Origin of the sequence: Streptomyces sp. NRRL WC-3618 (assembly GCF_001280005.1) — a bacterium.
Classification (GTDB): Bacteria; Actinomycetota; Actinomycetes; order Streptomycetales; family Streptomycetaceae; genus Streptomyces.
The window spans coordinates 18,392-38,608 of the sequence record NZ_LGDW01000474.1 but is presented as its reverse complement, the minus strand read 5'-3'; the positions used below and the strand labels follow the sequence as shown (position 1 = coordinate 38,608).

Annotated in this window: 14 protein-coding genes and 1 pseudogene; 10 read left to right on the top strand and 5 right to left on the bottom strand. The window is 71.3% G+C overall.

Translation table 11 applies throughout. The features are described from left to right. The 3 genes and pseudogenes from ccrA to ADL01_RS36305 all read right to left on the bottom strand — a co-directional run. Positions 1 to 1,224 (bottom strand): annotated as a pseudogene (ccrA, locus tag ADL01_RS36315) (crotonyl-CoA carboxylase/reductase); the annotation flags it as partial. A gap of 423 nt (positions 1,225 to 1,647) precedes the next feature. After that, the gene (locus ADL01_RS36310) at positions 1,648 to 2,478 is read right to left on the bottom strand and encodes a TetR family transcriptional regulator (RefSeq protein ID WP_199835040.1); all 831 of its coding nucleotides are present in this window, start codon (positions 2,476 to 2,478) and stop codon (positions 1,648 to 1,650) included. 166 nt (positions 2,479 to 2,644) lie between these two features. Next, positions 2,645 to 4,450 (bottom strand): 3-hydroxyacyl-CoA dehydrogenase family protein, encoded by a 1,806-nt coding sequence (locus ADL01_RS36305; protein ID WP_053746331.1) that lies wholly within the window; start codon positions 4,448 to 4,450, stop codon positions 2,645 to 2,647. Positions 4,451 to 4,807: 357 nt separating this feature from the next. On the opposite strand from ADL01_RS36305, the gene ADL01_RS36300 reads away from it, so the two are divergent. Then, a complete protein-coding gene (locus ADL01_RS36300; protein WP_053746330.1) occupies positions 4,808 to 5,383 on the top strand; it encodes an adenylosuccinate lyase in 576 nt (191 codons plus the stop codon). 13 nt (positions 5,384 to 5,396) lie between these two features. Here the strand turns inward: ADL01_RS36300 and ADL01_RS36295 are convergent, their stop codons facing one another. Together ADL01_RS36295 and ADL01_RS36290 are read right to left on the bottom strand one after the other, a co-directional pair. Further along, positions 5,397 to 5,924 carry a GNAT family N-acetyltransferase gene (locus tag ADL01_RS36295; RefSeq protein ID WP_053746329.1) on the bottom strand — a complete coding sequence of 176 codons (528 nt, stop codon included), beginning with the start codon at positions 5,922 to 5,924 and terminating at the stop codon, positions 5,397 to 5,399. A 12-nt stretch (positions 5,925 to 5,936) separates the two neighbouring features. Next, on the bottom strand, positions 5,937 to 6,989 hold the full coding sequence (locus ADL01_RS36290) for an Rv2578c family radical SAM protein (RefSeq protein ID WP_053746328.1): 1,053 nt from the start codon (positions 6,987 to 6,989) through the stop codon (positions 5,937 to 5,939). A gap of 176 nt (positions 6,990 to 7,165) precedes the next feature. Here ADL01_RS36290 and ADL01_RS36285 point away from each other — a divergent pair, with 176 nt between their 5' ends. The 9 genes from ADL01_RS36285 to ADL01_RS36245 all read left to right on the top strand — a co-directional run bounded on the left by ADL01_RS36285 (position 7,166) and on the right by ADL01_RS36245 (position 20,176). After that, positions 7,166 to 7,609 (top strand): SRPBCC family protein, encoded by a 444-nt coding sequence (locus tag ADL01_RS36285; RefSeq protein ID WP_053746327.1) that lies wholly within the window; start codon positions 7,166 to 7,168, stop codon positions 7,607 to 7,609. Positions 7,610 to 7,765: 156 nt separating this feature from the next. After that, positions 7,766 to 10,150 (top strand): MFS transporter, encoded by a 2,385-nt coding sequence (locus ADL01_RS36280; RefSeq protein WP_053746326.1) that lies wholly within the window; start codon positions 7,766 to 7,768, stop codon positions 10,148 to 10,150. Positions 10,151 to 10,351: 201 nt separating this feature from the next. Continuing rightward, a complete protein-coding gene (locus tag ADL01_RS36275; RefSeq protein ID WP_053746325.1) occupies positions 10,352 to 12,823 on the top strand; it encodes a SpoIIE family protein phosphatase in 2,472 nt (823 codons plus the stop codon). 200 nt (positions 12,824 to 13,023) lie between these two features. After that, a complete protein-coding gene (locus ADL01_RS36270) occupies positions 13,024 to 13,749 on the top strand; it encodes a class I SAM-dependent methyltransferase (RefSeq protein WP_053746324.1) in 726 nt (241 codons plus the stop codon). Between the two features lie 236 nt (positions 13,750 to 13,985). After that, on the top strand, positions 13,986 to 14,912 hold the full coding sequence (locus tag ADL01_RS36265) for a hypothetical protein (RefSeq protein ID WP_053746323.1): 927 nt from the start codon (positions 13,986 to 13,988) through the stop codon (positions 14,910 to 14,912). Positions 14,913 to 15,148: 236 nt separating this feature from the next. Then, positions 15,149 to 15,982 carry a M55 family metallopeptidase gene (locus ADL01_RS36260; protein WP_053746322.1) on the top strand — a complete coding sequence of 278 codons (834 nt, stop codon included), beginning with the start codon at positions 15,149 to 15,151 and terminating at the stop codon, positions 15,980 to 15,982. Next, entirely contained in the window at positions 15,975 to 17,279 is a 1,305-nt protein-coding gene (locus ADL01_RS36255) for a M20/M25/M40 family metallo-hydrolase (protein ID WP_053746321.1), read from the top strand. The genes ADL01_RS36260 and ADL01_RS36255 overlap by 8 nt, the downstream gene beginning before the upstream one ends. A 15-nt stretch (positions 17,280 to 17,294) precedes the next feature. Beyond that, positions 17,295 to 19,253, top strand: a complete 1,959-nt coding sequence (locus ADL01_RS36250) for a prolyl oligopeptidase family serine peptidase (RefSeq protein ID WP_053746320.1) — start codon at positions 17,295 to 17,297, stop codon at positions 19,251 to 19,253. Then, positions 19,250 to 20,176, top strand: a complete 927-nt coding sequence (locus ADL01_RS36245) for a S66 peptidase family protein (protein ID WP_053746319.1) — start codon at positions 19,250 to 19,252, stop codon at positions 20,174 to 20,176. The genes ADL01_RS36250 and ADL01_RS36245 overlap by 4 nt, the downstream gene beginning before the upstream one ends. Positions 20,177 to 20,217: the final 41 nt, after the last annotated feature.

The window sequence follows — 20,217 nt, the reverse complement described above, 5'->3', positions numbered from 1 at the left end:
ACCTTGCCCTGGTGGAGGTTGCGGTGGACGTCGTAGGCGGCCTGCCCGGTCTCCTCCAGGGGGTACACCTTGGAGAGCGTCGGGTGGATCCTGCCCTTGGCGACCAGCCGGTTGGCCTCCCATGCCTCGCGGTAGTTGGCGAAGTGGGAGCCGATGATGCGCTTCAGCGACATCCACAGGTAGCGGTTGTCGTACTCGTGGTTGAAGCCGGAGGTGGAGGCGCAGGTGACGATCGTGCCGCCCTTGCGGGTGACGTAGACGGAGGCGCCGAAGGTCTCGCGGCCGGGGTGCTCGAAGACGATGTCGACGTCCTCACCGCCCGTCAGCTCACGGATGCGCTTGCCGAACCGCTTCCACTCGCGCGGGTCCTGGTTGTGCTCGTCGGCCCAGAACTTGTAGCCCTCGGCGTTGCGGTCGATGATCGCCTCGGCGCCCATCGCCCGGCAGATGTCCGCCTTCTGGTCGCTGGAGACGACGCAGATGGGGTTGGCACCGCCGGCCAGCGCGAACTGGGTGGCGTAACTGCCGAGCCCGCCGCTGGCGCCCCAGATGAGGACGTTGTCGCCCTGCTTCATGCCGGCGCCGTTGCGGGAGACCAGCTGGCGGTACGCGGTGGAGTTGACGAGGCCCGGGGCCGCGGCCTCCTCCCAGCTGAGGTGGTCCGGCTTCGGCATCAGCTGGTTGGACTTGACCAGCGCGATCTCCGCCAGCCCGCCGAAGTTCGTCTCGAAGCCCCAGATGCGCTGCTCGGGGTCGAGCATCGTGTCGTTGTGGCCGTCGGAGGACTCGAGCTCGACGCTCGTCGCCGGGGTGCCAGGCATTGACGCCGGGGCCGGTGCGCAGGACGACACCCGCGAGGTCGGAACCGATGATGTGGTACGGCAGGTCGTGGCGCTTGGTGAGCTCGCTGAGCTTTCCGTAGCGCTCCAGGAAGCCGAAGGTCGACAGTGGCTCGAAGATCGACGTCCACACCGAGTTGTAGTTGACACTCGATGCCATGACGGCCACCAGGGCCTCGCCCGGGCCGAGCTCGGGGACCGGGACGTCGTCGAGGTGGATCGACTTGCGGGGGTCCTTGTCGCGGGTTTCGAGGCCCGCGAACATGTCCGTCTCGTCCTTGTGCACGGTGATCGCACGGTACGACTCGGGAAGCGGAAGAGCGGCGATGTCGGCCGGAGTCGACTCCGGCGACTGGATCGCGTCCAGGATGTCCTTAACGGTCACGGTGGTGCCTCCGGCGGATGGCGTCCTGAGGGGGAACGCTGAGGGTTACGTCGGTGCTGCTGAGGTTTGGGTGAGGGTGCCGTCGGTTCGGCGGGTGGTGCTTCCGGCAGCGCGTGGTGGCGCGGGAGGGTGCCTGTGACGCAGGCGTCCGGGCGCGCAGACACGTGGTTTGCGGGGACAGCCGACGTACGAATGGTCTCTGCACGCCGGCCGCCCGGACACCTTCACGGTATGGCACCCCGTGTCAGGTGACAAGGCACTGGGTGCCAGAAAGTGGACTCAAATGAAATCTTTACGTAACAAATGAGCGATGATCGATCAAAAGCTACTGGGGAGTAGATCGTGCCGCGCGCGCACCGGACACGGAAGAGGCGGGCCGCAGTACGCGCGACCCGCCTCGTTCCCGTGTTCGTGTCTGTCTGCCTAGGCCCTTTCCTTCAGCGCCTGCTCGATGGTCCGCATCACCTCAGCGAGCGGCGCGTCGGTCCGTGCCACCGCCACCAGTACCTCCCCCTGTGAGGCCACCGACGCCGGTACCGGCCGGGACGGGGTCTCCCGCCCGGCGCCGATGCCCGTCCCGAAGGTCTTGCGCACGATCCCGAAGGCGTGGTCGAGCTGTGCCTCCACGTCGCCCTGGCCGCCCGCCCGCAGCCAGCGCCGCAGGACGTGATTGTGCGCGGTGACCACGGCCGACGCGGCGACCTCGGCCAGCAGCGGGTCGTCGTTGGCGTCGTCGTCGTGGGCGTGCTCGTCGAAGTGGCCCAGGAGATAGCGGGTGAAGAGACGTTCGTAGCGGGCGACCGACGCGATCTCCGCCTCCCGCAGGGTGGGGACCTCGCGCGTCAGTTTGTAGCGGGCGACCGAGATCTCCGGGCGGGCCGCGTACATCCTCATGACTTCCTTGATGCCGCGGCACACGGTGTCGAGCGGATGTTCGTGCGCGGGCGCCGCGTTGAGCACCGCCTCGGCCCGGATCAACGTGTCGTCGTGGTCCGGGAAGATCGCCTCTTCCTTGGAGCGGAAGTGCCGGAAGAAGGTACGGCGGGCCACTCCGGCCCGGGCGGCGATCTCGTCGACGGTGGTGCCCTCGTAGCCCTTGGCCGAGAACAGCTCCATGGCCGCGGCCGCCAGTTCGCGGCGCATCTTGAGCCGCTGGGCGGCGGCACGGCTGCCCGCGGCGCTCTCCGGAGCGTCGGGCGTGGCTGGGGTGCGGGGGGACTTGGCGGCCTGGGACATGACCCGAACGTACTGCATGTGCGCAGGGCGGCGCGCGCGTCCGGGATCACCCCCGCCCCGCGCGGGCGGGGGCGCCGAGGACGGGTCGAGCAGGCCGCCCCAGTCCTCTTCGTGTTCCGGGGCGCGCTCGAAGGCGTGTCCGAAGCCGGGACCGGACCAGTCGTCGGACCAGTCGCCGGACCCGTCAGCGGCGGGCATATTCGCGGAAGCCGCGGCCCGTCTTGCGGCCGAGGCAGCCAGCGGCCACCAGGTGCTCCAGGAGCGGCGCGGGGGCCAGACCCGGGTCACGGAACTCGCGGTGGAGGACGTTCTCGATGGCCAGGGAGACGTCCAGCCCGACCACGTCCAGCAGTTCGAACGGACCCATCGGGTAGCCGCCGCCCAGCTTCATCGCCGCGTCAATGTCGTCAAGAGATGCATAGTGCTCCTGCACCATCTTGATCGCGTTGTTCAAATACGGGAAAAGCAATGCGTTGACGATGAATCCAGCTCGGTCACCGCAGTCAACGGCATGCTTCTTGATCTTGACGCAGACCTCGCGAACCGTTGAGTGGACGTCGTCGGCCGTCAACACCGTACGGACGACCTCGACCAGCTTCATCGCCGGTGCCGGGTTGAAGAAGTGCATGCCGATCACGTCCTCGGGCCGTGAGGTGGCACGGGCGCACGCGACGACGGGCAGCGAGGACGTGGTGGTGGCGAGCACCGCGCCCGGCTTGCAGACCTTGTCCAGGGTCGCGAACAGCTGCTGCTTGATCTCCAGGTCCTCGGCGACGGCCTCGAGGGCCAGATCGACGTCCGCGAAGGCGTCGTACGAGCCCGCCGCGGTGATCCGGTCGAGGGTCTGCGCGGCGGCCTCGGCGGTGAGGCGGCCCTTGTCGACGGAGCGGGCGAGGGACTTGCCGATCCTCGCCTTGGCGACCTGGGCCTTCTCCTCGCTGCGGGCGGCGAGGACCACCTCGTACCCGGCCTTGGCGAAGACCTCGGCGATGCCGGAGGCCATCGTGCCGGAACCGGCGACACCGACGGAGCGGACGGTACGGCCGGGGGTCTCGGGGGCGCCGGAGAGCCGGGTGTGCGCGTCCGCCACGACCGTCGCGCTGCCAGGAGCCTCGTAGGAGTAGAAGCCGCGCCCCGACTTCCTGCCGGTCAGGCCCGCCTCGCTGAGCTGCTTGAGGACCGGCGCCGGGGCGTGCAGCCGGTCGTTGGACTCGGCGTACATCGCCTCCAGGACCGTACGGGCCGTGTCGACGCCGATCAGGTCGAGCAGGGCGAGCGGCCCCATGGGCAGACCGCAGCCGAGGCGCATCGCCGCGTCGATGTCCTCACGGGAGGCGTACTTCGCCTCGTACATCGCGGCGGCCTGGTTGAGGTAGCCGAACAGCAGACCGTCCGCGACGAAACCGGGGCGGTCACCGACCGCGACGGGCTCCTTGCCAAGCTCGAACGCCAGATCGGTGACCGCGGCGACGGCCTGCGGCGCGGTCAGCACCGACGAGACCACCTCGACCAGCTTCATCGCCGGGGCCGGGTTGAAGAAGTGCAGGCCCAGGACGCGCTCGGGACGCGCCGAGTCGGCGGCGAGGCGGGTCACCGAGAGGGCGTTGGTGCCCGTCGCGAGGATCGTCTCGGGGCGCACGATGTCGTCGAGGGCGCGGAAGATCTGGTGCTTGATCTCGTACGACTCCGGCGCCACCTCGATGACCAGGTCGGCGTCGGCCGCCGCGCTCAGGTCGGTGGAGGTGCGGAAGCGGGCGAGGACGTCCTCGCGCTCCTGTGCGGTGAGCCGGCCGCGCACCACGGCACGGGCAGTCGAGGTCTCCAGCGTGGCGACGGCCTTCGCGGTCGTGGCCTCGTCGATGTCGATGCCGACGACCTCGCGGCCGGCGCGGGTGAGGACCTCGGTGATGCCGGTGCCCATCGTGCCGAGGCCGACCACGGCGACGGTCTGGAGCGGGGACGGAGAGGTGTGGGACAGGGGAGTGGCCATCGCGGGACTCCAGGAATGAGGGTGGTGACGACTGGGAGCACTGCGGGTGCGCCGAGGGGCGCACCGGGTGCGTGAAGGGATTGCGGGTGTTGCCGGGCCGCGAGCGCACACGCCCGGGGAATCGGTGGATCCGACCGGCTCTGTCCCAAGCCGATGCCGTACTGCGGTACGCGAGGTACCGAACCGACCAGCACTCACGACAGCTGCGTCACCAGGCCGTCGCAAGCAGAAACGCGAGTGGGTAACTCGCTCGTCTGAGCTTAACCGGGGGGTAACGAGCGCGCCAGCCCCCGCTTTTGTGATGTACGTCCCCGAGTCCTGCCCACGCGGCCCCGCTCGCGCACCTAATCTCGCACCATGGACGAAGAGTTGCGATCACTCACGGAACGCTTACGGCAGGAGTCGGGGGCGTCCGCCGCATACGTACACCTGGTGGCGACCGACGACCGAAACGAACTCGCGGATGTCCTCACCGCTCCCGGACAGCCGCTGTGGGCCCGGGAATTGGCGGCCTTCCGGCTGGGACTCGCGGGGGACCGGCGGGCCTTCGAGGCCCTCGTCCTCCTCCTCAACCACCGTGACCCGCAGCGCTGCGCCTCCGCCGCGTACGCCCTCGCCCGCCTCGGTGACCCGCGCACGGCCCGTGCGGCAGCCGCCCTCGCGACGAACGAACTGCGTGTGGCCTACGCCCTGCACCCGGTCCGGCTGCTGGCCGAGCTGCGCGCCCCTGAGTCCGTCCCCGCGCTGATCACCACGCTGGCCCGCCGTCTGAGACCGCACGACCCCCACCGGCGGGTGGCGCTCGCCTGTGTGGAGGCGCTCGGCACGCTGGGCGACCGCCGCGCGGCACCGGTCCTGAACGAGGCCCTCGCGCACCCGGCGCTCGCGGAGGCGGCGGTGCACGCGCTGGCGCGCATCCCGAAGCAGAGATGAGCCGGAGGGGTGGTCAGCGGAGCAGCTCCCGCACGTACCGCACCTCCGGTACGGCGACCCCGTCCACCTCGAAGGGCTCCTCGGCGCCGTCGGCCGCGAACCCCGCCCGCTCGTAGAACCGCCGCGCGCGCTCGTTGCCCTCGAGAACCCACAGGAACATGCGCCGGTGCCTGGCGTCGGCGCACCTGCGTATCGCCTCCCGCAGCAGCGCCTGCCCGACACCGGCGCCGAACTGCCCGACGTCCACGTAGATCGCGTACAACTCGGCGTCGTCGGTGCGGATCTCGCCGTCCCGGTAGGGCCCGTGACAGGCCCAGCCGACGACCTCGCCGGCCTGCTCCGCGACCAGGTTGACGACCTCCGACCCGGCCCGCACGAAGAACGTACGCCGACGCTCCGCGTCCTCGGCCGCACTGAGGGCGTCGAGATACGGCTGCGGCATCAGGCCCTTGTAGGCGTGCTGCCAGCCCCGGATACGGATTTCGGAGACGCGCTCACAGTCGTCGAGGGCCATCTCGCGGACGAGGATCAGGTCGTTCATGGCAGCACCCTTTCAGAGAAGGGTCAGCTGGACCGGCTCGGGTGCCGTGGCACCGGGTGTGACGGGGTCGGTCTCGGCGGGGTCGGGAATCCTGCGGGGCATTCCCGCGCGCGTGGGGCCTATTCCGTACTCCTGGGCCAGGTCGTGGACCTGGCGGGTGATCCGGCGCTGGTACCACTTGGGGGCGTAGGCGCCCTCCGCGTACAACCGCTCGTACCGGCGCACGAGATGGGGGTGATGGTGCCCCAGCCAGGCCATGTACCACTCGCGGGCACCGGGGCGCAGATGCAGCACCAGCGGGGTCACGGAGGTCGCCCCGGAGGCGGCGATCGCCCGCACGGTGGCCCGCAGTCGGTCCGGGTGATCGCTGAGGAACGGGAGCACCGGGGCCATCAGCACCCCGCAGCCGATGCCGTGCTCGCCCAGCGTCCGTACGACGTCCAGGCGCCGTTCCGGAGCGGGAGTGCCCGGCTCCACCGTGCGCCACAGGTCGGGGTCGGTGAAGCCCACGGAGACGGAGATACCGACGTCGGTGACCTGGGAGGCCTGCACCAGGAGGTCCAGGTCGCGCAGGATCAGCGTCCCCTTCGTCAGGATCGAGAAGGGGTTCGCGTGGTCGCGCAGGGCGGTGAGGATGCCCGGCATCAGCCGGTAGCGGCCCTCCGCGCGCTGGTAGCAGTCGACGTTGGTGCCCATCGCGATGTGCTCGCCGAGCCAGCGGCGCGAGCCGAGCTGACGGCGCAGCAGCTCCGGCGCGTTCACCTTGACGACGATCTGCGAGTCGAAGCCGAGACCGGTGTCGAGGTCCAGATAGCTGTGCGTCTTGCGCGCGAAACAGTAGACGCACGCGTGCGTGCAGCCTCGGTAGGGGTTCACCGTCCACTCGAACGGCATCCGTGAGGCCCCCGGCACCCGGTTGATGATCGAACGGGCCCGGATCTCGTGGAAGGTGATCCCGCGGAACTCGGGGAGGTCGAAGGTACGGGTGGTGACCGCGTCCGCGCCGAACAGCGCGGCGTCGGCCGGGCCGGAGCCGGACTCCACTGTGAGGTTCTCCCAGCGCATGACACCTCCTCGGTGAGTACTCACCCCAGAATAGAACACATGTTCCCTTGATCGTGCGATCGTATGTTCGAGTGTGGTGAAGCTCGTCGGCAGCCCCCACCCCGATTTGGGTGGCCGGGCGGCGGGGTGGTTGGGTGAGCCCCGACCCCCGAAGAACCAGCTGCTGGAGGAATGCAATGGCGCAGGTCGAGGCCACCACGGAGCGCATCGTCGCGGCGGACGCGGAGACGGTGTTCGACGCCCTCGCCGATTACAGCGGCACGCGCGCGACCGTGATGCCCGAGCAGTTCAGCGAGTTCGAGGTGCGCGAGGGCGGCGACGGCGAGGGCACTCTCGTCCACTGGAAGCTCCAGGCCACCAGCAAGCGCGTCCGTGACTGCCTCCTGGAGGTCACCGAGCCCACCGACGGTGAGCTCGTCGAGAAGGACCGCAACTCCTCGATGGTCACCACCTGGCGTGTCACCCCCGCCGGTGAGGGCAAGTCGAGGGTCGTCGTCACCACTGTCTGGGACGGCGCCGGCGGCATCGGCGGCTTCTTCGAGCGGACCTTCGCCCCCAAGGGCCTCGCCCGTATCTACGACGCCCTTCTCGACAAGCTCGCCACCGAAGTGGAGAAGTAACCGAAGGGTGAGGGGCGTTGGCCTCCGCCGTCGCGGCCCTCACCGGTTCGAGTGGATCTCCCCCCTGTGCACCGCCACGCCGTAACTCGTCGCGCCTGCTCACAGTTGTCGCCCAAAGCGGGAATTGTGCGGTAGGTGCGGCGAGGGGAGCGGTACATGGGCGGGATCACTCTGGTGCAGGCCGAACCGGAGACCGCGCTCCCTCCACCCCCGGCGGAGCCACCCCGACTCGGCCCGCGCCAGGTGCGGTTGGTGTTCTTCGGGCTCGTGCTCGCCCTGCTGCTCGCCGCCCTGGAGCAGATGATCGTCGCCACCGCGCTCCCGAGGATCGTCGGTGAACTGCACGGTCTGGACCGGATGTCCTGGGCGATCACCGCGTATCTGCTCACGGCCACGGTCGGTCTTCCGGTCTACGGCAAACTCGGCGATCTGCTCGGCCGCAAGGGCGTCTTCCAGTTCGCGATCGTCGTCTTCGTCGTCGGTTCGGCGCTGGCCGGCCGGTCGCGGACCATGGACGAGCTCATCGCCTTCCGCGCCCTCCAGGGCGCCGGCGCGGGCGGGTTGATGATCGGCGTGCAGGCGATCATCGCGGACATCGTGCCGCCGCGCGAACGCGGGCGCTTCATGGGCTTGATCGGTGCCTCGTTCGGCCTCGCCTCGGTCGCCGGGCCCCTCCTGGGCGGCTACTTCACCGACCACCTCTCCTGGCGGTGGTGCTTCTGGTTCAACGTGCCGTTCGGTCTGCTGACGCTGGCCGTCGTCACCGTCGTACTGAAACTGCCGAAGCCCACGGCCAGGGCCCGGTTCGACCTCCTCGGTGCGCTGCTGCTCGGTGTAACCTCGACCTGCCTGGTGCTGCTCACCAGTTGGGGCGGCACCGAGTACGCGTGGGGCTCGCGTGAGATCCTCGGGCTCGGCGCCGGAGCGGCCCTGGCCGGTGTGCTCTTCGTCGTCGCCGAGCACTTCGCGCCCGAACCCCTCATCCCGCTGCGGCTGTTCAGGGACCCAGTCTTCAACGTCACCGCTCTGGTGGGCCTGGTGATCGGGGTGGCGCTGTTCGGGGCCGCCAGCTATCTGCCGACCTTCCTCCAGATGGTCGACGGCGCCTCCGCCACCGAGTCCGGTCTGCTGATGGTGCCCATGATGGCCGGCATCGTCGGCGCGTCGATCGTTTCCGGGCAGCTCATCAGCCACACCGGCCGCTACAAGGTCTGGCCGGTCGTCGGCAGCGCCGTGGCCGCCCTCGGCATGTGGCTGCTGTCCCGCCTCGAAGTGGACACGCCCCGGCTGCACTACAGCCTCTGGATGGCCGTCCTCGGCGCCGGCATCGGCATGGTGATGCCGGTCCTGGTCCTCGCCGTGCAGAACTCCGCACGCCCCTCCGACCTCGGCACCGCGACCAGCGCCGGCAACTACTTCCGGCAGATCGGCGGCAGCGTCGGCGCCGCGGTCTTCGGCACCCTCTTCGCGAACCGGCTCACCGAGTCCCTGCGCGGCGCCCTGCCCACGCGCGCGGGTGTCCGGCTGCCCGACCCCGACTCGATCACCCCACGGCTCGTGCACACGCTTCCCCCGGCGCTGCGCGACAGCTACATCAGGGCGTACGCCGACGCCATGCCGCGCGTCTTCCTGTACCTCGTGCCGGTGCTGGTCCTCGGCCTGCTCGTCGCCTGCTTCCTCAAGGAGAAACCGCTGGTGTCGCACCACCCCGCCCCCGCCGACCTCGACGCGGCGGGCTCCTCGGCCACCCTGACGATGTCCCAGCCCCACCCGCCGTACACCGTCGGCATCCCGGTGCGCGGCACGGTGCAGAAACCGGACGGGACCGTCGTACCGCGCGCGGCGCTCACCCTCATCGACGTCACCGGTGTGCAGATCGGGCGGGGCGCGAGCGCCGAGGACGGGCGGTTCGCGCTGTCCACGCCCGGCTCGGGCGCGTACGTCCTGATCGCCGCGGCGGGCGGACACCAGCCGCAGGCGGTCGCCGTGACCGTCGGCGAGCAGCCCGTCGAACTGGACCTCGTCCTCGGCGGCGCGGGGCGCCTGGCGGGCCGGGTACGAACCGCGGACGGCACACCGGTCCCGGACGCCACCGTCACCCTCACCAACGTGCACGGCGAGGTCGTCGCCACCACCCGCAGCGAACGCGAGGGCGGCTACCTCATCACCGAGCTGGTGGCCGGCGAGTACACCCTCGCCGTCGGCGCTCCCGCGTTCCGCCCGGCCGCGCTCCCCGTCTCCGTGAGAGCGTCCCGGGAGACCCGTCAGGACGTCGAACTCGCGGGCGGCACCGTCCTGAAGGGCACCGTGCGGGCGGGCGACGGACGGCCCGTCGGGGACGCGCGCGTGACGCTGATCGGCGCGGCCGGCAACGTCATGAACACCCTCACCACCGCGGCCGACGGCACCTTCCGCTTCGTCGACCTGGCCTCCGGCGAGTACACGGTCATCGCCTCCGGTTACCCGCCGGTCGCCACCGTCCTCCAGGTGGGCGGCGGTGGCCTCGCGGAACGCGACCTCCAGCTCGGGTACGACGACTGATCCGCAGGTCCGGGCGCCGGCACCGGCCGACCGGACGGCCGGCCTCCGGGGCCGTACCGGCGCACGGGGCGCGCGTCCGTGCGCCGGAGCCGACCGGCCAAGGCCAATTACAGGAATGGCACACATCGCGACGGACCGGCGCCGTACGGTGGTGACGACGGCACAGATCTTGCGGAGCCGTGGGAAGAAGGGGCCTGCGCCATGGACCATGGCACCGAGACGGGCGCACGCCCCGGCCGCGGGGCTGGGGAGAACGCGTCGGCGGAGCATGCCGCGGCGGGCCGTATCCCGCTGGCCGTGGTGGTCGTCGACCGCGAAGGCCTGGTCTCGCACTGGAGCCGGGGCGCGCGTCGGCTGTTCGGCGCCTCCAAGGAGGAAGCGCTCGGCCGGCCCGCCGCCGACCTGCTGCCCGTCTCCGGGGCCCTGCCCGACGCCGACGGCGAGGACACCACGCCGTACGGGGCGTACGCCGCCCACGACGGCCTGGGACCCGACCTGGAGTCCTCGCTCGACGGCCGGCTCGCCTACCGCGCCGCGGGCCGCGCCCGTCTCGCGGTGGCCGGTCGGGACGACGACCGCACCGACGTGCTGTGGTGGGCGTACCCCTTGGTGGGCCCCGGCCACGAGCGCCTCCTCGTGCTGGCCGCCGACACCGACGTACTGCGACAGGAGGACGAAGGGGTCGCCGGCGAGCGCATAGCGCCCGGATTCGCCCTGCACACCGACTTCCCCGGCGCCGACGAACTCGCCCGCAGGCTCCCCGAGATCCTGCCCAGCATGAGCGTCGGGGAGAGTGCGCGCATCGTCGCCCAGATCCTCGAACTGGGCTATCCCGTCCTGGAGTTCAGCCGGCACGACCTGGTGCCGGTGACCCCCGACTGGGGTGTTCCCCGGCGCGCCGAGCGCAAGGCCCGCCGGGAGCGGGCGGCCCGGGCGGCGCAGGCCGGCGAGCCGCTGCCCGAGGACCTCCAGGACGACGTCGAGGACCTCGAATACGCGGCCGTACGCGAGCGGCTGGAGTTTCTCAACGAGGTCAGCGGACGCATCGGCACCTCGCTCGACCTGTCCCGCACGATCATCGAGGTCAGCAAGGCCGTCGTCCCCCGCTTCACGGACGTGGCGGGCACCTATCTGCGCGAACAGGTCGTCGCGGGGGAGGGGTTCCCCGACGGTGTGCCCGACACGACGACGATGTGGCACCGCGTCGCCCTCGAACACACTGACGAACCAGGTCGCTGGGACGACGTCGTACCGGTCGGCGAGGCCATGCCGTTCCCGGCGGACACCCCGTTCTTCCAGTGCATGACCAGCGGTCAGCCCGTCCTCGTGCCGCGCATCAGCGAACAGCTGGGGCACCGAATCGCCTCGCAGTTCGAGAAGCGTGACATCCGGCCGCTGATCACGGGCCGCTCCATGCTCGTCGTACCGCTGAAGGCCCGTAACGTCGTCCTCGGCTTCATGATCCTGCTGCGCCACCCCGAGCGCGTCGAGTTCAACGACATGGACCGGGTCACCGGCGCCGAACTCGCCGCCCGCGCGGGCCTCGTGCTCGACAACGCGCGCATGTACACCCACCAGGAGAGCGTCGCCGAGACCCTCCAGGACAGCATGCTGCCGCAGATCCCGCCGCGCCTGGCGGGCTGCGACATCGCCACCCGCTACCTTCCCGGCACGCTGCTCGGCCGGGTCGGCGGTGACTGGTTCGACGCCGTGAAACTGCCCGGAGCCCGCACCGCCCTCGTCGTCGGCGACGTCATGGGGCACGGCCTCAACTCGGCGGCGATGATGGGCCAGTTGCGTACGGCCGTCCAGACCATGGCCGCCCTCGACCTGCCACCCGCCCAGCTTCTGCGCCACCTCGACGACCTCGCCCAGCGCCTCGGCGACACCTACCTCGCGACCTGTCTCTACGCCGTCTACGACCCGATCGCGAGCGAGCTGCACATCGCCAACGCGGGCCATATCCCGCCCGTGCTGGTCCGCGCCGACGACGGCCGCAGCGAGCTGCTCGACCTGCCCACCGGTGCGCCCATCGGCGTCGGCGGAGTGCCCTTCGAGGCGGTACGCGTGCGCGTGGAGCCCGGCGACCGGCTCGTGATGTGCACCGACGGCCTGGTCGAGGTACGCGGCGAGGACATCGCCGTGGGCCTGGCGACGCTCTGCGAGTCCGCCGCCCACCCCGCCGCCTCGATGGACGACGCCTGCGACACGATCATCCGTGCTCTCAACACAGGCGGCGGCCGCAAGGACGACGTGGCGCTGCTGATGACCCGGCTCAACGGCATCGAACCGGACGACGTCGCCGAGTGGCGGCTCGCCCTCGACCCGGCCGAGGTCGGCCGCGCCCGGGCCGTGGTCCGCGAACAGCTCCACGACTGGGGCCTCGCACGGCTCGTGGACAACGCCGAGCGGCTGGTCAGCGAACTCGTCACCAACGCCGAACGGCACTCGCACGGGCGTCCGGTCGAGCTGCGGCTCGTGCGCGGCGAGACGCTGCTGTGCGAGGTGGACGACGACGACCACGAGCTCCCCACGCTGCTCGACGCCGAGCCGCTGGCCGAGTTCGGTCGCGGGCTGCGGGTGGTGAGCACGCTGGCCCGGGAGTGGGGCACGAGCCGGACGGGCGCGGGCAAGACCGTGTGGTTCGAACTCACGTTGCCGCGTCGGCGCTGACACCCCGCCGTGGATGTCGGCCCTGTGCTTGGATTGATGTGCCGCGGGGCCGGGGAGGCGTGCGAGGCGCACACCGGCACACACCTCTCGAACGAGCCGTGAAGGTACACGCGGTGCGCTTGTGGGCGTAACCGGGGCACGGTAGACCGAACTGGCCCGTCACCTCGGACGGGCAGCCGTCGCACCCTGGGGAGTTGGGTATGAGCGTGACGAGTCGATACCGGGAGGCCTGGGAGGGCTTCTGGCGCGAGGCACCTCACGGACCGGGCGCCGTCTTCTGGGACGCGGAGCCCGTCCTGACCGCCGGCCTCCACCTCGCCGTCTTCGAACCGCACCTCGCGGACTTCGAGTTGCCGCTGCTGGACCTCGGCTGCGGCAACGGCACCCAGACCCGCTTCCTCACCGACCGGTTCACCCGGGTCGTCGGCGCGGACCTCTCGCCCGCGGCACTGGAGCGGGCCCGCAGCGCCGATCCGGAGGGCGCGGCCGAGTACGAACTGCTCGACTGCGCCGAGAAGTCCGAGGTCGAGGCGCTGCACGCGAAGCTCGGCGACGCCAACGTGTACATGCGCGGGGTGCTCCACCAGTGCGACGCCGACGATCGGCAGACCCTCGTCGACGGCATCGCCACCCTCATCGGACAGACCGGCCGGGCCTTCCTGGTCGAACTGTCGCAGGACGCGCGCCCCATCCTCATGGGCCTCGCCCAGAGCGCCGAGGGCCCGCCGTCCAAGCTGCGCCCGGTCCTCGAACACGGCATCGCACCCGGTGAGGTGGCGGACTCGGCCGTGCCCGTGTACCTGAGCGCGGCGGGTCTGAAGGTCCTCGGGAGCGGCGAACTGCCACTCACCACCACGGAGTACACGCCCGACGGGACCCGCATCGTGCTGCCTTCGAAGTGGGTCGTCGTGGCACAGCAGCGCTGACTACCACGGCGGCCCGGGACGCGGCGCCCGAGGCCGTCGCGGCCAACTCGAAATGTGAAGAACTGGTGAAGGATTGACGGGAGCCACCCGACGTGGCGAGAATGCGGATCACTTCGCTGGGCCTGAAGCGAGTGAAGTGACATGAGTGACCTGGGCGCGCACGATTTCGCTGTCTGTCCGCAGCGGTCACCACATTCGGCACACTTCCCACACATTTCGAAACACAGAGGCTCATTTTGTCGCGTTCGCACCAGTCCAGGACTCTGGCTGTCCTCGCTGCCACAGCTTTCGCCGCCGCTGCCGTACCCGTCCTCGGGGCGGGCACGGCGAGCGCGACCACGGGCGGGGCCTGCCAGTCCGCCACCGTCCAGTACCGCATCGCCGGCGGCGACTGGACCTCGCAGGGTGGGTTCCACTCCTGGTCCAGCGCTCCCGGCGACGTCGAGGTGCGGCTGGCCCCGGACCAGAGCGTCGGGGAGGGCTGCAAGTACCCCGTGTCCCTGGCCGAGTACACCACCGAGGGCCCGAACTGGAACACCTCCGGTCACCAGACCCTGGTCGACATGGACACCGTCTACCTCACCGCCGCCGACGTGGCCGGCGACGGCGAGCGCGACTGGCAGAAGCTGAGTGTCAAGGCTCCCGACTGCTACGGGCAGATCGACCTGTACGGCGAGGACATCAAGTACGACGGCCAGTCGGGAGAGGGCCACGGCCCCGCCCCCTACCAGCCCGACAACGTGTTCACCCCGTACCACCTCATAGCCGCCTGGAACGGTGGCGAGAAGACGTGCGACACCGGCGCCTCCGAGCCGCCCGCCCCCACTCCCTCGGAGCCGGCGCCGAGCACCCCGGCCACGCCGACCACGCCCGCGACTCCCAGCACCCCTGCGGGCAGCGAGCCGCCCGCCGAGGAGTCGACCCCGCCGGCCACTCCGCCGACCACCCCCGTGACCTCCACCACGCCGCCCACCACCCCGGACGTGCCGCCGGTGCAGGCGACCCCGCCCACCACGCCGGAGCCCACGCCCAGCGAGAGCACCCCGCCGCTGGCGGAGACCGGTGCCGGCGCGCCCGTCGGCGCGATCGCCGGTGCGGCTGCCGCGGTCGTCGCCCTCGGAGCCGGAGCGCTCTTCCTGGCCCGTCGCTCCCGCCGTTCCTGACCCCGCGCTCCTGACAAGGAGCAGAGGGACCGCCGCCGTTTCGTAGGGCGGCAGCCTGTCCGACAGCCCCGTCTCCGCAGGGAGGCGGGGCTGTCGTCATGCTCGGCCGCTGAACCGTTCGTGCGCGCAGCCGTGGGTTTCCCCGGGAGGCCGAAGGGACGCTTCCTGGCCGGGACGGAGCCCGGCGCGTAACGTTCGGACAGCGAGCCGCTGACCTGCGACGGGACTGTCTCACCATGAAGATTCTCATCAGCGCCGACATGGAGGGCGCCACCGGCGTCACCTGGCCGGCCGACGTGCTGCCGGGCACCCCGCAGTGGGAGCGGTGCCGTTCGATGTTCACCTCGGACGTCAACGCCGCCGTGCTCGGCTTCTTCGACGGCGGCGCCGACGAGGTGCTGGTCAACGAGGCCCACTGGACGATGCGCAATCTGCTCCTCGAACGGCTTGACGAGCGGGTGGAGATGCTCACCGGGCGCCACAAGTCGCTGTCCATGGTGGAGGGCGTGCAGCACGGCGACGTCGACGGCATCGCCTTCGTCGGCTATCACACGGGCGCCGGCATGGAGGGCGTCCTCGCCCACACCTACCTCGCCAACTCGATCACCGGCGTGTGGGTGAACGACGTACGGGCCAGCGAAGGGCTCCTCAACTCCCATGTGGTCGCCGAGTACGGGGTCCCCGTCGTGCTCGTCACCGGCGACGACCTCGCCTGTGAGGACGCGCTCGGATACGCGCCCGAGGCGCTGAAGGTCGCCGTCAAGGACCATGTGTCGCGGTACGCCGCCGTGTGCCGGACGCCCGCCAGGACCGCCGGGGACATCCGGGCCGCCGCGAAGGAGGCCGCCGCGCTGGCCGTCCGGCACGAGCCCGTGGCCGGTGGGCCGTTCACCGTCGCGCTGGAGTTCGACGCCGAGCATCTCGCCATGGCCGCCACCGTCGTACCCGGCGTCGAGCGGATCGGCGAGCGGAAGGTGGCGTACACCAGCGGCACAATGTACGAGGGCATTCGTACCTTCAAGGCGGTCACGACGATCGTCTCGGCCGCGGTGGAGGAGCAGTATGGCTGAGCAGCAGGCACTCGACGAGGTGGTGTCGTTCACCTCCGATCTCATCCGGATCGACACGGCCAACCACGGTGGCGGCGACTGCACCGAGCGGCCGGCCGCCGAGTACGCCGCCGCGCTCCTCGCCGAGACCGGCCTCGAACCCACGCTGATCGAGCGGACCAAGGGGCGCACCAACGTCGTCGCCCGGATCGAGGGCACCGACCCGTCCGCCGACGCGCTGCTCCTGCACGGTCATCTCGACGTCGTGCCCGCGCGGGCCGACGACTGGAGCGTGCACCCCTTCTCCGGGGAGATCCGTGACGGAGTCGTCTGGGGGCGGGGCGCCGTCGACATGAAGAACATGGACGCGATGATCCTCGCCGTCGTCCGCGACTGGGCCCGCGAGGGCGTGCGGCCCCGGCGCGACATCGTGATCGCGTTCACCGCCGACGAGGAGGACAGCGCGAAGGACGGCTCCGAGTTCCTGGCCGCCGAGCACCCCGGACTGTTCGAGGGATGCACCGAAGGGGTCGGCGAGTCCGGGGCGTTCACCTTCCACGACGGCTCCGGACGCCACCTGTACCCCATCGCCGCCGGAGAACGCGGCACCGCCTGGCTCAAGTTGACCGCCAGGGGCCGCGCCGGACACGGCTCGAAGGTCAACCACAGCAACGCCGTCACCCACCTCGCCGCCGCCGTCGCCCGCATCGGCGCCTACGAGTGGCCGCTGCGCCTCACCCCGACCGTCGAGGCCGCTCTCACCCAACTCGCCGCCCTCCAGGGCATCGAACCGGACCTGGGCGACATCGACGGGCTCCTCACCAAGCTCGGACCCGCCGCCCGGCTCGTCGAGGCGACCGTCCGCAACAGCGCCAACCCGACCATGCTGAACGCCGGTTACAAGGTCAACGTGATCCCGGGGGAGGCCGTCGCGTACGTCGACGGGCGCTTCCTGCACGGCTGCGAGGACGAGTTCCGCACCACCCTCGACGAACTCACCGGCCCCGACGTGGAGTGGCAGTTCCACCATCGCTCGGTGGCGTTGCAGGCGCCCGTGGACTCACCCACGTACGCCCGGATGCGCGCCGCCGTCGAGGAGTTCGCGCCCGAGGGGCACGTGGTGCCGTACTGCATGTCCGGTGGCACCGACGCCAAGCAGTTCTCGCGGCTCGGTATCACCGGGTACGGATTCGCGCCGCTGAGGCTGCCCGAGAGCCTCGACTACCAGGCACTCTTCCATGGTGTCGACGAGCGCGTCCCGGTGGAGGCGCTGCACTTCGGGGTCCGGGTACTCGACCGGTTCCTGCGGACGGCCTAGCGAGTGGGGAAGACAGTGCAGACACTGCCGTACGGTTCATGGCTCTCGCCCATCGACGCGGAACTCGCCGCCGAGCACGACGGATCCCCCGAGCACGTGGGCTTCGTCGGCGACGAGGTCTGGTGGACGGAGCCCCGGCCCACCGAGGGCGGCCGGCGCACCCTGGTGCGGCGGCGCGCCGACGGCGTCCAGGAGTCGGTCCTGGACGCGCCGTGGAACGTGCGCAGCCGGGTCATGGAGTACGGCGGCCGGCCGTGGGCCGGCGTCATGCGGGACGGCGGGCCGCTGGTCGTGTTCGTCAACTTCGCCGACCAGCGGCTGTACTGCCTGGCGGAGGGGCAGGAACCGCGCCCGCTCACGCCGTTGTCCCCGGTCGGCGGTGGACTGCGCTGGGTGGAGCCGCAGTTGAAGCTCGGGCTCGGTGAAGTCTGGTGCGTACTGGAGGAGTTCACCGGCGACGGACCTACGGATGTGCGGCGCGTGCTCGCCGCCGTGCCGCTGGACGGATCGGCCGTCCAGGACCGGGACGCCGTACGCGAACTCACCGACGACCGGCACCGGTTCGTCACCGGACCCCGGATCTCGCCCGACGGGCGGCGCGCGGCCTGGCTCGCCTGGGACCATCCGCGGATGCCCTGGGACGGGACCGAACTGGTGGTCGCCGAGGTGGCGGCCGACGGCACGCTGAGCGGCGCCCGCACGGTCGCCGGAGGGACCGACGAGTCGATCCCGCAGGTGGACTGGGCGGCCGACGGAGCGCTGCTGTACGTCAGCGACCGCTCCGGCTGGTGGAACCTGCACCGGGACCACATGCCGGTGTGTCGTCGCGAGGAGGAGTTCGGCGGGGCGCTGTGGAAGGTCGGCCAGAGCTGGTTCGCACCGCTGGAGGGCGGCCTCGTCGCCGTCGTGCACGGGCGCGGGGCGACCTCGCTCGGGGTACTGGACCCGGAGACCGGCGACGTCGTCGACGCGGCCGGCCCCTGGACCGAGTTCGCGGCCACCCTCGCCGTGCACGGGGAGAGGGTCGTCGCCGTCGGGGCGAGCCCGCGCAGCGCCTACGAGGTCGTCGAGCTGGACACCCGTACGGGACAGGCCCGGGTCATCGGCGCCGCGCACCGCGACCCGGTCGACCCCGTGCACTATCCCGAGCCGCAGATCCGCACCTTCACCGGCCCGGAGGGCCGGGACGTCCACGCGCACATCTATCCGCCGCACCACCCCGGGTACACGGCGCCGGGCGACGAGCTGCCCCCGTACGTCGTGTGGGCGCACGGGGGGCCGACCGGGCGGGCGCCGCTCGTGCTCGACCTGGAGATCGCCTACTTCACGTCGCGGGGCATCGGTGTCGCCGAGGTCAACTACGGCGGGTCGACCGGGTACGGGCGCGAGTACCGGGGCCGGCTGCGCGAACAGTGGGGAGTCGTCGACGTCGAGGACTGCGCGGCCGTCGCGCTCGCCCTCGCCGACGAGGGCACCGCCGACCGTGACCGGCTCGCCGTCCGGGGCGGCAGCGCGGGCGGCTGGACTGCGGCGGCCTCCCTCACCGGCACCGACGTCTACGCCTGCGGCACGATCCTCTACCCGATCCTCGACCTCGCCGGTTGGGGCTCGGGGGAGACCCACGACTTCGAGTCGCAGTACCTGGAGTCCCTGGTCGGCCCGCTCGCCGAGGTCCCGGGCCGCTATCTGGAACGCTCGCCCGCCGAGCACGCAGCAGACATCACCGCGCCCTTCCTGCTCTTGCAGGGGCTGGACGACGTCATCTGCCCGCCGGTGCAGTGCGACCGGTTCCTCGCCCGGCTCGCGGCTACGGGGCGGCGGGTGCCACACCGGTACATCGCGTTCGAGGGTGAGGGGCACGGCTTCCGGCGCGCGGAGACGACCGTACGCGTGCTGGAGTCCGAACTGTCCCTGTACGCACAGGTCTTCGGGCTCACCCCGCCCGGCATCCCGACCCTGGAGCTCGTCAAGTGAAGCCGCTGACAAGGCCGTCGAGGCTCACGCGCGGCGCCCGGGTGGCCGTCGTCGCACCCAGTGGGCCCGTCCGCGAGGAGCGGCTGCAGGCCGGGCTCGACATTCTGCGCGGCTGGGATCTCGACCCCGTCGTCGCACCCCATGTCCTGTACCGGCACGGGGAGTTCGACTACCTCGCCGGTACGGACGCCGACCGGGCCGCCGACTTCCAGGCCGCCTGGTGCGACCCCACGGTCGACGCGGTGCTGTGCGCCCGTGGCGGTTACGGCGCGCAGCGCATGGTCGACCTGCTCGACTGGGAGGCGCTGCGGGCGGCCGGGCCCAAGGTGCTCGTCGGCTACAGCGACGTCACCGCGCTGCACGAGGCGTTCGCGGTCCGCCTCGGACTCGTCACGCTCCACGGGCCGATGGCGTCCGCCGTCGACTTTCTCAAGGACGCGCGGACGCAGGACCATCTGCGGGCCACGCTGTTCGATCCGGAGTCGGTACGGGTCATCGACGCCGCGGCCGGTTCGGCGCTGGTACCCGGGCGCACCCGGGGCGTCACCCTCGGCGGCTGTCTGGCCATCCTCGCCGCCGACCAGGGCACCCCGCACGCCCGGCCCGGTGCGCGCGGCGGGCTGCTCATGATCGAGGACGTGGGGGAGAGCGCGTACCGGATCGACCGGGCGCTCACCCAGCTGCTGCGCACCGGTCTGCTCGACGGTGTCGCCGGGATCGCGCTCGGCTCGTGGGAGCGGTGCGGCCCGTACGAGGAGCTGCGTGCCGTGTTCGCCGACCGGCTCGGCGGCCTCGGGGTGCCGGTGGTGGAGGGGTTCGGGTTCGGGCACTGCGACGGGGCGCTGACGATCCCGTTCGGGGTGGCCGCCGAGCTGGACGCGGACGCGGGGACGCTGACGCTGGAGGAACCGGCGCTGCGGTGACGCGGTGCGGGCCGGCCTTCGGCGCCGTCACCCGTCCGGCG

Coding starts and splice junctions, on each gene's coding strand:
- ADL01_RS36310 (WP_199835040.1), bottom strand. CDS start 2,478: ATGCAGTACGTTCGGGTCATGTCCCAGGCCGCCAAGTCCCCCCGCACC.
- ADL01_RS36305 (WP_053746331.1), bottom strand. CDS start 4,450: ATGGCCACTCCCCTGTCCCACACCTCTCCGTCCCCGCTCCAGACCGTC.
- ADL01_RS36300 (WP_053746330.1), top strand. CDS start 4,808: ATGGACGAAGAGTTGCGATCACTCACGGAACGCTTACGGCAGGAGTCG.
- ADL01_RS36295 (WP_053746329.1), bottom strand. CDS start 5,924: ATGAACGACCTGATCCTCGTCCGCGAGATGGCCCTCGACGACTGTGAG.
- ADL01_RS36290 (WP_053746328.1), bottom strand. CDS start 6,989: ATGCGCTGGGAGAACCTCACAGTGGAGTCCGGCTCCGGCCCGGCCGAC.
- ADL01_RS36285 (WP_053746327.1), top strand. CDS start 7,166: ATGGCGCAGGTCGAGGCCACCACGGAGCGCATCGTCGCGGCGGACGCG.
- ADL01_RS36280 (WP_053746326.1), top strand. CDS start 7,766: ATGGGCGGGATCACTCTGGTGCAGGCCGAACCGGAGACCGCGCTCCCT.
- ADL01_RS36275 (WP_053746325.1), top strand. CDS start 10,352: ATGGACCATGGCACCGAGACGGGCGCACGCCCCGGCCGCGGGGCTGGG.
- ADL01_RS36270 (WP_053746324.1), top strand. CDS start 13,024: ATGAGCGTGACGAGTCGATACCGGGAGGCCTGGGAGGGCTTCTGGCGC.
- ADL01_RS36260 (WP_053746322.1), top strand. CDS start 15,149: ATGAAGATTCTCATCAGCGCCGACATGGAGGGCGCCACCGGCGTCACC.
- ADL01_RS36255 (WP_053746321.1), top strand. CDS start 15,975: ATGGCTGAGCAGCAGGCACTCGACGAGGTGGTGTCGTTCACCTCCGAT.